This window comes from Emcibacteraceae bacterium (assembly GCA_041396985.1).
Lineage (GTDB): Bacteria > Pseudomonadota > Alphaproteobacteria > Sphingomonadales > Emcibacteraceae > Pseudemcibacter.
Genome location: JAWKXO010000002.1, coordinates 685,459 through 699,807 on the forward strand (window position 1 = coordinate 685,459; position 14,349 = coordinate 699,807).

Genomic DNA, 14,349 nt, shown 5'->3' on the forward strand with positions numbered 1-14,349 from the left:
GCTTCAGCTTAGGATAAGTAAAGATTTAATCCGATGAAAATTATAAGACATGTTGATTCTATACCGGATGACTGCAAAGGTTCAGTAATCGTGCTGGGTAATTTTGATGGGTTCCATAAAGGGCATCAGAAAGTGATCGGGACAGCTGGAAAAATAGCTTCGGAAATGAAAACCACACTGACGGTACTCAGTATGGAGCCACATCCCAGAATATTTTTTAACCCAAATCAAAAGGACTTCAGGCTGACGTCTTTCAGGACAAAAGCTCATTTGCTGGAAAATTTTGGCGTTGATCAGCTTATTGTACTGCCATTTGATAAAACCCTTGCCACGATGGAAGCTGAAGATTTTGTGCTTGATATACTCATAAAGAAAATCAACGCTCTTCATATTGTTGTCGGCTATGATTATTGCTTTGGGGCCGGGAGGCGTGGTGGCGTTAATGTTCTGGGATGGCTCTCAAAGGAAGAGCAGTTTGGATTAACTGTTGTTAAAAAGGTGATGGAGGATGATCATATTTATTCATCAAGCAATATCCGGGCCTCCCTTGAGCAGGGCAATGTTCGGAAAGTCGCGGACCGGTTGGGCCATTGGTGGCATATAGAGGGACATGTTCGTCATGGTGACCAGAGAGGCCGTACGCTGGATTTCCCGACAGCAAATTTATTGATGGAGGGGTATAAAGAACCAAAATATGGCGTATATGCCGTCCGAATGATAATTGATGATGGCCCGGCCAAAGGCGTTTGGGATGCCATTGCAAATGTGGGCAGAAGGCCGACATTTGATAAGAAGGATGTGCTTCTCGAAACGCATATATTTGATTTTGATCATGACATATATGGCTTGCCTGTCAGGGTCGAATTTGTCGATTTTATCAGAGAAGAAAGAAAATTTGAAAATCTGATGGCTTTAAAGGAGCAGATTGAAAAAGACAGTGTGATTGCTAGAAAATTACTTTTGGTGCCGGAAAACCGACAATCTTTTATTCCTTCCCCTAAATTAGCTGATTACTTATGAAAGAATAAGCTCGACACAAGGGGCTTCTAATTGCTACATAAGATTAATTTTTTTAAAACATAATATTAAGTAAAGATATGACCAAAGACTATCGCGATACGATTTTTCTGCCCAAGACAGATTTCCCCATGAAAGGCAATCTGCCTAATAGTGAACCCACATGGCTTGATCGCTGGAACAATATCAATATTTACGAAAAAATTCGTGCGAATTCTGTAGGTCGGGAACGCTACATCCTGCATGACGGGCCTCCTTATGCCAACGGTGATATTCATATGGGTCATGCAATGAATAAAATCCTTAAGGATATAATAGTGCGTACCCAGCAAATGCTTGGTAAGGACGCGCCCTATGTTCCTGGATGGGATTGTCATGGACTGCCAATCGAATGGATGATTGAAAAGAAATATAAGAATGCAGGGAAAAACAAGGATGAGGTGGACCCTGTAGAATTCCGCAAAGAATGCCGTGCCTTTGCAGAAAAGTGGGTTGGCGTTCAGAAAGATGAATTTAAACGCCTTGGTATATTTGGAGATTGGGAAGATCCATATCTGACGATGGACTATGCAAGCGAAGCACAAATTGTTCGTGAGCTTCTTAAATTTCTTATGAACGGCGGACTTTATCGTGGTTCAAAATCAATTATGTGGTCTGTCGTTGAGAAAACGGCACTGGCAGAAGCTGAAATTGAATATATGGATCATACGTCGCATATGATCGATATTGGCTTTAATGTCGTAAAATCAAATATAGAAGCAATTATTGGCACTAAAATAGTGATCTGGACGACAACACCCTGGACGATGCCCGGTAACCGGGGTATTGCCTACGGTAAGGATTTTGACTATGTGCTGATCAATGTAACCGCAGTGGATGAAGAATCACGTGTTGCTGTTGGTTCAAAACTCGTACTGGCAAAAGAACTGATCGGCGCTTTTTGTGCCCGAGCCGGTGTGACCGGATATTCGGAACTTACATCATTTAAGGGCAGCGACCTTGAAGGGACAATCTGCCATCACCCATGGCATGGTCAGGGATATGATTTTGATGTGCCAGTGATAGAAGGCTTTCATGTGACGACGGATGCCGGTACCGGATTTGTCCATATTGCGCCAAGCCATGGTCAGGAAGACTTTGAAGTTGGACAGCAATTTGGTCTGGAAACCCCCTATACAGTTGATGAAGCCGGCCTCTATTATGACAATGTTCCCATGTTTGCTGGCGAGCATGTTTATAAAGTTCATGATCATGTATGCGAGGAAATGTCAAAGGTTGGCGCCTTACTCGCCCGGGATAAGATTGTTCACAGTTACCCGCACAGCTGGCGCTCAAAGGCGCCTCTTATTTTCCGCAACACGCCGCAATGGTTTATTTCCATGGAAGCAAATGATTTGCGCCAAAAAGCACTAAAGGCAATTGATAATGTCCGCTGGGTGCCGGAAAATTCCAAAAACCGCATTAATGCCATGGTGGCGGACCGGCCGGATTGGCTAATATCCAGACAGCGTGCTTGGGGCGTGCCAATTACCGTATTTGTTCATAAACGTACCAACGAGCTTCTTAAAGATGAGCATGTGAATGAGCGTATAGCAGCCGCAGTTGAAAAGTCTGGGGCCGATGCCTGGTACACCGTTGATCCCCAGGATCTTCTGGGTAATGACTATAGTGCTGATGATTATGAGCAGGTTACAGATATTCTCGATGTCTGGTTTGATTCAGGGTCTACCCATGCCTTTGTGCTGGAAAAAAGGGCAGACCTAAGCCGGGGAGAGGGAAAACGCAGTGCTGATTTATATCTTGAAGGTACAGATCAACATCGCGGCTGGTTCCAGTCCTCATTGCTTGAATCATGTGGAACACGCGGTGATGCCCCCTATGATCAGGTGCTCACCCATGGGTTTACCGTGGATAAAGATGGTCGCAAAATGTCCAAATCATTGGGGAACGGGGTTGATCCGCTAAATATTATAAAACAGTTTGGTGCCGATATTCTTCGCCTGTGGGTGACATCAACCGATTATTTCAATGAACATCGTATCGGTGATGAAATTATAAAAAATCAGGCCGAAGCCTATCGTAAAATTCGCAATACGATGCGGTTTATGATCGGCAATCTGGCTGATTTTGATGATACGGAAATTTTATCCTATGACGAAATGCCGGAGCTGGAGCGGTGGGTTCTTCATCGTCTGGCAAAAGTTGATGCCGTCGTCAGGAAAGGGTTTGACGATTATAATTACCACCGTGTCTATAATGCACTTTATAATTTTTGCGCAGTTGATCTTTCAGCATTTTATTTTGATATTCGTAAAGACGCGCTTTACTGTGATGCAAAAATGACTGTTCGGCGTCGTGCTGCGCGAACTGTTCTTGATGAAATTTTCAAAACCGTCACAAAATGGTTTGCCCCTATTCTTGTCTTTACAGCAGAAGAAATATGGCAGTCACGGTTCCCAAGTGATGATGATAGTGTACATCTTCAGACATTCAGTGATATTCCAAAATCCTGGCTGGATGATACGCTTGGCAGCAAATGGGAAAAAATCAGAACACTGCGTAAGGTTGTCACTGGGGCATTGGAAGTCGAACGTCGTGAAAAACGCATTGGGTCAAGCCTGCAGGCAAGTGTCAATATTTATGTTGATGATCAAAGCTATATAGACGCACTTACAGGAATTGATCTGGCCGAGCTCTGTATTACTTCTGACGCAAATTTGATTCTGGCAATTGCACCCGATGAAGCCTTTAGCATGGAAGATACTCCAGGGATTGCCGTTATCAGTCAGCTTTCAGAAGGTAATAAATGTGAACGTTGCTGGCAGGTGCTGCCTGAAGTGGGAAAAATAGAAGGTCATGAAGATATTTGCCAGCGCTGCGCAGATGCTGTTGAGGCACTTTAACCTATGATGCGCATCGGCGGCATATTCGCATTATGTGCGTTTGTTATCGACCGGTTGAGCAAATGGTGGTTTATCGATATTTTTGATCTGACAGCCAAAGGAACCGTCAAAATCCTGCCAATTTTTGATGTTGTGATGGTGTGGAATCGTGGTGTTAGTTTTGGGTTTTTATCTGCTGAGAATGATCTTGGCCGATGGCTGTTGGTGGTTTTAAACCTGATAATAGTGGCCATTCTGACTTACTGGTTACGATCAGCAAAAAAAATAATCATTGCTGGTGCTATCGGGCTTGTTATTGGTGGGGCATTTGGTAACATCTATGACAGGGTAAAATTTGGTGCTGTTGCCGATTTTTTCCAGTTTCACTGGGAAAATTGGTATTTTGCCGTTTTTAATGTTGCTGACAGTTTTATATTTGTTGGTGCTGTGTTATTAATATTTAATTCGACTTTCGGCGGCGATGCTGAAAAGAAAACTAAAGAAGAATAAAATCTATGAAGAAGATAAATAAAGCGATTTTAATTACGGCCTCAATAGCTGCTGTGGTCCTGGTATCCGGTTGTTCAAATAAACATGTTCCGGATGAATATATGGTGCTAAGAAATGCACCACTTGCTTTGCCGCCAGATTTTTATCTGACACCTGGTGGCCCGGATTCTGATCTGGATGAAATACTTGATCCGCAGGAATTGGCAAAGCGCGCCTTATTTGGTTCAAATTAATGTTTATTGAAGCGTCAGTTTTCGCGTCGGGTGTCTCTTAATAAGTAAAAACGGAGTAGCACGCGTGAGCATTCGTCTCCTTTCTGAGAACACAATAAATCAGATTGCCGCAGGTGAGGTAATTGAGCGGCCGGCCAGTGCAGTAAAAGAACTGGTGGAGAATGCCATAGATGCTGGCGCAAAAAACATTGATGTCGTCATGATAGATGGCGGAAGAAAGCTTATCAGTGTTTCCGATGACGGTCATGGTATGACAGGCGATGACCTTGCCTTGGCAGTAGAGCGACACGCGACATCAAAATTAAAGGAAGATGACCTTTCAAATATTGTTACTATGGGATTTCGTGGTGAGGCACTTCCCTCAATTGCGTCTGTTAGCCGTTTTTCATTCAAAAGCAGAGCCCATGACAGTTTAGATGCGTGGAAAATTAATATTGAAGCAGGAAAAAAATCGGATGTAATGCCAACAGCTCTTGATAAAGGATCGTTTGTGGAAGTAAGAGACCTGTTTTACTCGACCCCGGCACGTCTTAAATTTCTAAAAACCGACAGGACTGAATTTTTACAAACACTGGATGTGATAAAAAGATTAAGCATGGCCAATCCGGAGATTGCTTTTTCACTGTTTGATGGTGACAGGAAGGTATTTCAGGTTTCAGCGGCGCAAGGCGAACTGCTGGATAAGCGACTTAGGCGCTTAGGGGCCATATTGGGATCCGAATTTACTGATAATGCCCTGAAAATTGATGCAGAACGTGAAAATATAAAACTGACGGGTTATGCAGGGCTGCCAACTTATAACCGGGGCAATGCACAGCATCAGTATCTGTTTGTGAATGGCCGTCCGGTGAAGGACAAGCTCTTACAGGGGGCGGTTCGGGGTGCTTATATGGATTTCTTAGCCCGTAACCGCCACCCTGTACTTGCACTGTTTCTTGAAGTTCCGACAGAAATGGTAGATGTGAATGTTCATCCGGCAAAAGCGGAAGTCCGGTTTAGGGAAAGTGGCGTCGTCAGAGGATTGATTGTCGGTGCTTTGCGTTATGCCCTTTCAGAAGCCGGACACCGTGCATCTACAACTGTTTCCAATGCCGCACTTGGGGCTTTTCAATCTGAACAAAGGCCGACGGCATCTTTCCAATATGCCCGGCAGCAGAGTTTCCAAATTCCACCAACAAGGGTTTCAAATGCATTTTCGGAGATGTCACGCGATTTTCATATGCCATTAACGGAAGGAAACAATAATTTCTCTCCACCGATGGGCAGGAACGAAGCCTTGGAAGCCGAAACCAGTACCTATATTGTACCCGGTGAGAACAGGGATTTAGCTGAATATCCTCTTGGAGCGGCAAGAGGGCAGCTCCACGAAACCTATATTATTTCCCAGACTGAAAAGGGTATTATCATTGTTGACCAGCATGCGGCACATGAACGGCTTGTCTATGAGCGGATGAAAAAGCATATGGATGAAGGCAATGTGCCAAGTCAGGTTCTTTTATTACCTGAAATTGTTGAACTTGATCAGTCCGCCGTAGAAAGACTTATGACACGTCAGCAGGAGCTTGAAAAACTTGGTCTGGTTATGGAAATTTTCGGTGAAGATGCGGTGGTCGTAAGGGAAGTGCCTGCGCTGCTTGGAGACACGGACATTAAAGGGCTTATCCGTGATCTGGCCGATGAGATTGCTGAGCTGGATCAGGCACTTTCACTAAAGGAAAAGCTGGAAGAAGTGTGTAGTACCATGGCGTGTCATGGCAGCGTACGGGCGGGTCGGCGTATGACCACGGCTGAAATGAATGCTCTTCTGCGTGAAATGGAGAGAACACCCCATTCCGGTCAATGCAATCACGGGCGTCCGACCTATGTGGAACTTAAACTGAGTGATGTTGAAAGATTGTTTGGGCGCCGTTAAGCCAGATAGTCAAGCAGTGAGAATGTTGCATCACCCATTTTACGGTTTTTGATTTCCCCGAAATGAGGTGTGAAATCAATGTGCTCGTCCGAGCCATATTCAACCACAACCAAGCTGTTTTGATTAACGAGCCCCTGTTCGTGAAGGTTGGTTAAAGCGGGGGTAATCAAGTCCTTCCGGTATGGTGGATCAATAAAAATAATATCAAAGGCTTTACCCGGATATTTGATCCTAATCGCGTCTGCTATTATATAACGGACATTTTCGGGGCTTTTTATTAAAGCCGTATTTTCTTTTACCAGTTTCATGGAACGAGCATCATTATCAACAAAAGTGACGTGATCAGCCCCACGGGATAATGCTTCAATCCCAAGCGCGCCTGTTCCGGCGAACAGGTCAAGTATATTTGATCCTCTTATCCCGGGTCCATTCCCATGTTCCAGCATATTAAACAGGGTTTCCCTCATCCGGTCCGTAGTCGGTCTGATTTGATCATCCTGCGGGGTTAAAAGTTTTTTCCCCCTATATGTACCGCCGATAATTCTCATTTCCTAACGGGTTTATTTTTTCTGATTGCGGTTTTGCCATTTTGCTCGGTCTGTCTGGATCTGCGTTTTTTGGGTTTGGCATTTTTCTTTGGTTTGCTCTTTGCCCATCCTTCGCCTTTTGCCTGTTTCTTTTTGTCTTTTTTAGGGTCGGGAATTTCAAAATCCAGATCTTTAAAATAATCGCGGCAACTGATCAGCAATTCACTTTTGGCAACTTCTGCAACGCTGCCTTTTTGTAAATTTTTAATCTCAAATGGGCCGTAAGATGTTCTGATAAGCCGGGAAACTGTTAGCCCCGCATATTCAAGAAGTTTCCGAACCTCACGGTTTTTACCTTCTTTTATCCTGATGGTCAGCCACTGATTGACCCCTTCTTTTCGTTCATCCAGATCAACTTCCACTTTACGGTACTGAACCCCATCAATGGTGACGCCTTTGGTAATTTCCTCGAGCCTTTTGTGATGAAACCGTCCATTAACCCGAACTCTGTAAGATCGAACCCAGCCGGTTGATGGAAGTTCAAGCCATCTGGCAAGTGCACCATCATTGGTTAGCAATAGTAGGCCTTCGGTATTAAGATCAAGTCTTCCAACAGAAATTACCCTCGGCATATTAGCAGGTAGTGCCTCAAAAATTGTAGGGCGGCCTTCTGGGTCATAGTAAGTGGTTAGGCGACCAGTCGGTTTATGATAAAGCCATAATCTGGGGGCCTCCGGAGGTTTTACAACCTGGCCATCAACGGTTATTCCTTCCACGGAGGTAATCAAAATTGCCGGGCTGTTTACCGTTTCACCATTTATTTTGACCATTCCGGCTTCGATCATACGTTCTACGGCCCTGCGCGAACCAACACCGGCCCGGGCGAGGATTTTGGCGATACGTTCGCCTTTATTTTTTTCTGTTTCGTCTGTCATTTTCTCAACATAGGGGAAGTTATTAAAATTGCAATCTTTGCTTGACCTTTTTGTAATGCTTTAGCAAATTTATTATATGTCTCTTTTCGATAATATGCATATGAGTTTAGCGCTTGAGGAAGCAAAAAAAGCAGCACTTCGTGGGGAAGTGCCAGTGGGGGCCGTTATTGTTCATGGGCCAAGTGATAAAGTTTTATCAACAGCATCAAACCGCGTGATGGAACTCAAAGACCCAACAGCACATGCAGAGATTCTGGCGATCAGGGAAGCCTGCAGTGTTATGGGCAGTGAAAGGTTATCAGACTGCGATCTTTATGTCACTTTGGAGCCCTGTCCCATGTGTGCGCAGGCAATATCATTTGCCAGAATCCGCCGACTTTATTTTGCAGCCGAAGATAAAAAAGGAGGCGGTGTTGAGAATGGAGCAATTGTATTTAATGCAAAAAGCTGTCATCATAAACCCGAGGTTTATGGTCATATAATGACGGAGCCTTCTGCAAAGTTATTACGGGATTTTTTTAAGGATCGCAGGTGAATGAATAACACGCCACATTTGTCCATGGATGAATTAATTGCTTTTGCCAACCAGTTTTATACATTGATACTGAAATGGCTGAAGGTTAATCTGCTGTCGTTTGAAAGCCTTATACAGCTTGGTATTATATTTATATTATTTTTGCTAAGTTACTTTGCAGCAAGAGCTTTTTCACCATTTGTGCATAAAGTTTTTCAAGAAAAAACAATTTACAAGAGAATAGAAAAATTTCTGAAAGCTCTATATCTGCCGTTATTATGGTGCATTCTTGTCTTTATTGCCTGGCAGGTTTCCGCAAGTTTAAATGGCCCGATTATATTTCTGAGGCTGGCAACGAGCCTTATTATATTGTGGATTGTCATTACCTGGGTCACATTGATGATCGAAAGCGAAACCATTTCAAGAATTATCCGCATTGTTGCCTGGACAATGGTGATCCTGAATATTTTCGGACTTCTTGATGATTTCATTAACCTTCTGTCGACCACAACGTTCACTTTTGGTACAACGACGATCAGTATATTGTCTATTATTACGGGTTTGACAACCTCGGTAGTTTTGATCTGGGGGGCATTGTTTCTTTCGAGCGTTATAGAAGCCAAGTTGCGTGATGCCCCAAATGTGACCCCTTCTGCCCGTGTTCTTTTAAGTAAACTGTCATCTATTTTGCTTGTGGTTATTGCTTTTCTATTTGCCATATCCAGTATGGGGATTGACTTGACTGCACTGGCAGTCTTTGGCGGTGCGATTGGTGTTGGTCTTGGTTTCGGTCTTCAGAAGGTTGTTTCTAACTTTATCAGTGGTGTCATTCTTCTGCTGGATAAATCCATTAAGCCCGGTGATGTGATTGAAATATCGGGAACATACGGACGGATCAACAAGCTTGCAGCACGTTATACATCGGTGATATCCCGGGATGGGCGTGAACATCTGGTGCCGAATGAAGATATTATTACCCAGCCTGTGATTAACTGGACATTTTCGGATAAAAAAGTTCGCCGCCATTTACCGCTTAATGTGTCCTATAACAGTGACATTGAAAAAGCGATGGACCTGATGCTGGAAGCGGCGGCTGAATCTCCCCGTGTTATTAAAAACCCGGCAGCGCGGGCGCTGGTCAAAGGGTTTGGCGATAACGGCGTCGATCTGGAGCTTAGAATGTGGATCAGGGACAGTGAGAATGGTGTGACCAATATTGCCAGTGAGGTTTACTTGAAAATCTGGCATAAATTTAATGCTAACGGTATCGAATTTCCCTATCCGCAAAGGGATGTCCATATTGTTTCCAATAAAACGCGTGGTGATGATTTCCAGTAATTGATCGGTTATTTTTTCTCGCGCTCGACAGCACGCCAACCGATATCACGGCGGCAGAAGCCTTCGGGCCAGTTAATCTGATCAAGTGCCGTGTACGCGTCCCGTTTTGCTTCTGTAACACTGTTTGCAATCGACGTGATATTGAGCACCCGACCTCCGGTGGCTAGGATTTTATCGCCGCTTTTTTTGGTCCCTGCATGAAAGATCATAATATTTTCTGCTGAACCCGCCGTCTGCAGGTTTCCGATTTCCGTATTTTTCTCATAACTTCCCGGATAACCTTTTGCGGCCATGACGACATTAAGGGATACTTTATCTGACCATTTAGCACTCATCTGATCAAGTGTTCCGTCAGCACAGGCCATTAAAAGAGGAACAATATCACTTTCAAGCCGCATCATCAGGCACTGACATTCAGGGTCACCGAACCGGACATTATATTCAATCAGCTCAGGTCCTTTTTTGGTAATCATCAGTCCGGCGAATAGGACCCCTTTAAAGGGGCGCCCTTCAGCAGCCATGCCTTTGACGGTCGGCAAAATAATTTCATCAATAGTTCGGGTAATCATATCATCGTCCATTACCGGCGCCGGGGAATAGGCCCCCATCCCTCCGGTATTTGGGCCGGTATCGCCTTCACCAACCCGTTTATGATCCTGCGCCGTTCCGAAAGGCAGTATATTTTTACCGTCGGTAAGGACAAAAAAGCTTGCTTCCTCTCCGCTAAGAAATTCTTCAACGACAAGTTCGGCCCCGGCACTGCCAAACTGGCCGCTTAATATATCATCAATTGCATCATTTGCCTGATCCAGGGTTTCGGCAATAATCACCCCTTTTCCGGCCGCAAGTCCATCAGCCTTTATAACGATAGGGGCGCCATTTGCTGCGACAAATTTTTTGGCCTTTTTCGCATCACTGAAGCGACCATAAGCGGCTGTTGGGATATTATATTTTGCACAAAGATCTTTGGTAAATCCTTTGGAACCTTCAAGAACGGCGGCATTGGCGCTAGGGCCGAAAACTTTTATATCTTCTTCTTTAAGCCGGTCGGCAAGGCCGTCTACGAGTGGTGCTTCCGGGCCAATAACAACGAAATCTATCTTTTTTTCGCGGCAAAAGGAAATAACATCATCATGATTTTCTGCATCCAGACGGACAAGTGTGGCAATATCGCCCATGCCGCCATTGCCCGGTGCAACATAAAGTTCATCAAGAAGTGGGGACTGTGCGATTTTCCAGCTAAGTGAATGTTCGCGTCCACCAGAACCAATGACTAAAATATTCATGAGTAATTTCCTTTTTAAATCTTTTTCTCTCTTGTATCATAGCGACCATGAGAAGCAAGCCGACAATATTGAAAATGAAGAATGATGAGCGATTATCCGTTTAATAATGAAGTGACCCAAAGCAATGCAAAGGAATATTCAGTCACTGAATTAAGTCTGGCGCTGAAGCGAACTGTTGAAGAGCAGTTTGGTTATGTGAAATTAAGAGGTGAAATTTCCGGCCTTAAAAGGGCAGCATCGGGTCATATTTATCTCAATCTTAAGGATGATAATTCGGTGATTGATGCCGTCATGTGGAAAGGGGTGTCGGGCAGGCTTACATTTCGTCCGGAAGACGGGCTTGAGGTTGTTGCAACCGGCAAGCTGACGACCTATCCAGGTCGGTCAAAATATCAGATCGTCATTGAAAATATGGAGGTCGCCGGGGAAGGCGCATTGATGGCACTTCTCGAAAAGAGAAAAAAAGAACTTGCCGCAGAAGGGCTCTTTGACCAAAACCGTAAATTACCCATCCCCTACCTGCCGGAAGTTATTGGCGTCGTGACGTCACCAACCGGATCGGTTATTCGTGATATTCTCCACCGTTTATCGGACCGGTTCCCGCGTCATGTTCTGGTTTGGCCGGTACTGGTTCAGGGGGAAGGGGCCTCAAAGCAGATTGCGGAGGCCATAGACGGTTTTAATGCCCTTGATGGGACAGCAACAATTCCAAGGCCTGATGTGCTGATTGTTGCACGAGGAGGCGGTAGCCTTGAGGATCTCTGGTGTTTTAATGAGGAAGAAGTCATCCGTGCGGTTGCCCGATCAAAAATTCCGCTGATTTCAGCGGTTGGTCATGAAACAGATACCACCCTTATTGATTATGTTTCTGACTTCCGTTCACCAACACCGACGGCTGCTGCGGAACGGGCTGTGCCGGTTCGGGATGATCTGGTTTATACGATAAAGGACTTCGACCTGCGCCTTGAAAAAGCCACAAGAAGATATATTAATAATCTCGAACAAAAAGTAGAAGGCCTGGGACGCGGCCTGCCAAAACCATCTGAGCTGCTTAGTTTGGTTTCACAGCGGTTTGATGAGCTTAGCGAACGAATGCCCCGGGCCCTTAAGATAAGTGTTGAGCGACAGGCTTTCAAACTGGAGAGAATAAAAGGCCTTTTGCGGCCCGAGACATTAAAATCGGAAATAAAACGTGCTGACGAAAGAATTAAAACCACTGACGAACGAATGAACAGAGCCATTTCAAATTATATGATCCAAAGACGGACAGAATATCAAAATCCCGCCCGACTGCTTGAAAGCTTAAGTTATCAGAAAGTTCTGGAACGGGGGTTCGCGGTCATTAGGGATGATCACGGAAAAGCGCTTAGCGAAGGCAAAAATATTGCAACTGGGGATCGTCTGGCGATTGAATTCAGAGATGGAAAAGTTGATGTAATGGCCACTGGCGGCAAAGCCAAGACCGTAAATAAAAAGAAAAAGGCTGACCAGAATGAACAGGGGCAATTGTTATGAAGCAATTATTTCTGGCAAGCATATTTTTTATGTTGAGCAATGCATTAAGTTATGCCAGCAACGATTTGGGCATTAAAGAACCACTTAAACAGGGGGGCTATTATGTCGGAAATGTTTCACCCGGCGATAAAGTAACATTCCAGGGAGAGACCGTTAAAACGGACCCTGAAGGATATTTTGTAATCGGGCTTGGCTGGCAATATAAGTCTGTGGCCAATATTCGTGTTGATCACAAAGCCGGGGGGTTTACCATGTACCATCTTGATGTTGAGCCTCATGATTATGAAGTCGAAGAAATTACCGGGCTTCCACCAAAATATGTTGCACCGCCAAAGGAGGTCCAGGAGCGGATAGCAAGAGATGCGGCAGACGTTCGTGCCGCTCGTGAAACGGACAGTGATCTTGAAAATTTCAGGGAACAGATGATCTGGCCGGTAAAGGGAAGAATTAGCGGCAGATTTGGATCGCATCGGGTGCTTAATGGTGAACCAAGAAGCCCACATACCGGACTTGATATTGCGCCGGGACAGGGGGCTTTAATTGTGGCGCCATTAGGGGGCAAAGTGACACTCGTGAGTGATCAGTATTTGACAGGAAATACCATGATTATTGATCATGGGCATGGCTTGAGCAGTGTTTATGCCCATATGGAAAAAACAATGGTTAAGCAAGGCGATACGGTAAAGCAGGGGGACCCGATTGGAACCGTTGGTATGTCCGGCCGGGCCACAGGCCCTCATCTCCACTGGGGGATGAATTGGTATAAAGTGCGCCTTAATGCGGGTGTGGCAATTGGCATTGAATGATGGCAATTGAATGAAAAAAATTTCAAGGAGTATTTGATGACACTTAAGAAAATCATGTTAAGTCTGTTATGTCTAATCGTTATGGTTCCTGTCACCGTACAGGCGCAAACACGCCTTTTTGGCGGAGAGCTGGCTTTTAATGCATCTTTACTGAGTGATTATCGTTTTCGTGGTGTTTCCAAATCCAACAATGATGTTGCTGTTCAGGGAGGCATAGACTGGTTTGCAGATAATGGTATTTATACCGGTGCCTGGGCGTCAAACGTTTCTGATTTTCGTGGTGCAGATGTTGAAACCAATTTTTATGCCGGATATAGCAGGGAATCGAATGGTATAATTTATGATATTGGAGCCACGGCATATGTTTATCCTGGTGGGAATAATGCCACGTATTTTGAAACATACGGTTCAGTCGGCGTTGATTTTGGCTTGCTCACAAGCACATTGGGCATTTCCTATATGCCAAGTCAGAGTAATAATGGCAGTCAGGATAATATTTATTTTTACAATGAAACCCGTGGACAAGTCCCCAACACGCCTTTTTCCATAAATCTGCATTTGGGCTATGAGGACGGTTTCTTTGGCAATAATAAATGGGATTGGCGACTGGGCACCAGTGTCACTTTTGATAAATTTGAACTTGGTATATCCTATGTTGATACAAATGTGGTTGGCAGACGTTCGGATTCAGGGGTTGTTTTCAGGGTGGCAGCATTCTTCTAAACTGAAAAAATAAAGAGCAAAGATTACAGTTTTCCTTGAAAAAACAATATCACTACAATAGTGGATTGAAATAACATTCATTTGTATAAACTAATGTTTGTTATTTAATTTACTTTGCGTTAAGTGCAGGGTTAGATTTGAAGCTAATTTC

The 14,349-nt window shown here is 44.4% G+C and carries 13 protein-coding genes; 10 read left to right on the forward strand and 3 right to left on the reverse strand.

The genetic code is table 11. The features are described from left to right. Positions 1-33 precede the first annotated feature (33 nt). The 5 genes from R3D86_07875 to mutL all read left to right on the forward strand — a co-directional run bounded on the left by R3D86_07875 (position 34) and on the right by mutL (position 6,554). Entirely contained in the window at positions 34-1,020 is a 987-nt protein-coding gene (locus tag R3D86_07875) for a bifunctional riboflavin kinase/FAD synthetase (protein ID MEZ5758123.1), read from the forward strand. A gap of 77 nt (positions 1,021-1,097) precedes the next feature. Beyond that, the gene (gene ileS, locus R3D86_07880) at positions 1,098-3,920 is read left to right on the forward strand and encodes an isoleucine--tRNA ligase (protein ID MEZ5758124.1); all 2,823 of its coding nucleotides are present in this window, start codon (positions 1,098-1,100) and stop codon (positions 3,918-3,920) included. Positions 3,921-3,923: 3 nt separating this feature from the next. Beyond that, complete coding sequence (lspA, locus tag R3D86_07885; GenBank protein MEZ5758125.1) at positions 3,924-4,409, forward strand: signal peptidase II; 486 nt, start codon at positions 3,924-3,926, stop codon at positions 4,407-4,409. 5 nt (positions 4,410-4,414) lie between these two features. Further along, positions 4,415-4,642 carry a DUF3035 domain-containing protein gene (locus R3D86_07890; GenBank protein MEZ5758126.1) on the forward strand — a complete coding sequence of 76 codons (228 nt, stop codon included), beginning with the start codon at positions 4,415-4,417 and terminating at the stop codon, positions 4,640-4,642. A gap of 64 nt (positions 4,643-4,706) precedes the next feature. Continuing rightward, positions 4,707-6,554, forward strand: a complete 1,848-nt coding sequence (gene mutL / locus R3D86_07895; protein ID MEZ5758127.1) for a DNA mismatch repair endonuclease MutL — start codon at positions 4,707-4,709, stop codon at positions 6,552-6,554. On the opposite strand, the gene rsmD is transcribed toward mutL, so the two are convergent. Further along, positions 6,551-7,102, reverse strand: a complete 552-nt coding sequence (gene rsmD, locus R3D86_07900; GenBank protein ID MEZ5758128.1) for a 16S rRNA (guanine(966)-N(2))-methyltransferase RsmD — start codon at positions 7,100-7,102, stop codon at positions 6,551-6,553. The two genes, mutL and rsmD, sit on opposite strands and share 4 nt — an antisense overlap. Then, a complete protein-coding gene (locus R3D86_07905) occupies positions 7,099-8,016 on the reverse strand; it encodes a pseudouridine synthase (GenBank protein MEZ5758129.1) in 918 nt (305 codons plus the stop codon). Before R3D86_07905 ends, rsmD begins: the two co-directional genes overlap by 4 nt. 100 nt (positions 8,017-8,116) lie before the next feature. Between R3D86_07905 and R3D86_07910 the strand changes: the two genes are divergently transcribed. Together R3D86_07910 and R3D86_07915 are read left to right on the forward strand one after the other, a co-directional pair. Beyond that, positions 8,117-8,551: a nucleoside deaminase gene (locus tag R3D86_07910; GenBank protein MEZ5758130.1), complete on the forward strand. Its 435-nt coding sequence runs from the start codon at positions 8,117-8,119 to the stop codon at positions 8,549-8,551. Next, the gene (locus R3D86_07915) at positions 8,552-9,868 is read left to right on the forward strand and encodes a mechanosensitive ion channel (protein ID MEZ5758131.1); all 1,317 of its coding nucleotides are present in this window, start codon (positions 8,552-8,554) and stop codon (positions 9,866-9,868) included. It abuts the gene before it with no gap. An 8-nt stretch (positions 9,869-9,876) separates the two neighbouring features. Here the strand turns inward: R3D86_07915 and purD are convergent, their stop codons facing one another. Further along, positions 9,877-11,154: a phosphoribosylamine--glycine ligase gene (purD, locus tag R3D86_07920; GenBank protein MEZ5758132.1), complete on the reverse strand. Its 1,278-nt coding sequence runs from the start codon at positions 11,152-11,154 to the stop codon at positions 9,877-9,879. 81 nt (positions 11,155-11,235) lie between these two features. Here purD and xseA point away from each other — a divergent pair, with 81 nt between their 5' ends. From xseA to R3D86_07935, 3 genes are read left to right on the forward strand one after another with little or no spacing between them, the layout of a single operon-like run. Continuing rightward, a complete protein-coding gene (xseA, locus tag R3D86_07925) occupies positions 11,236-12,669 on the forward strand; it encodes an exodeoxyribonuclease VII large subunit (protein MEZ5758133.1) in 1,434 nt (477 codons plus the stop codon). Beyond that, positions 12,666-13,475 (forward strand): M23 family metallopeptidase, encoded by an 810-nt coding sequence (locus tag R3D86_07930; protein MEZ5758134.1) that lies wholly within the window; start codon positions 12,666-12,668, stop codon positions 13,473-13,475. Before xseA ends, R3D86_07930 begins: the two co-directional genes overlap by 4 nt. 36 nt (positions 13,476-13,511) lie before the next feature. Then, positions 13,512-14,198: a TorF family putative porin gene (locus R3D86_07935; protein MEZ5758135.1), complete on the forward strand. Its 687-nt coding sequence runs from the start codon at positions 13,512-13,514 to the stop codon at positions 14,196-14,198. Positions 14,199-14,349: the final 151 nt, after the last annotated feature.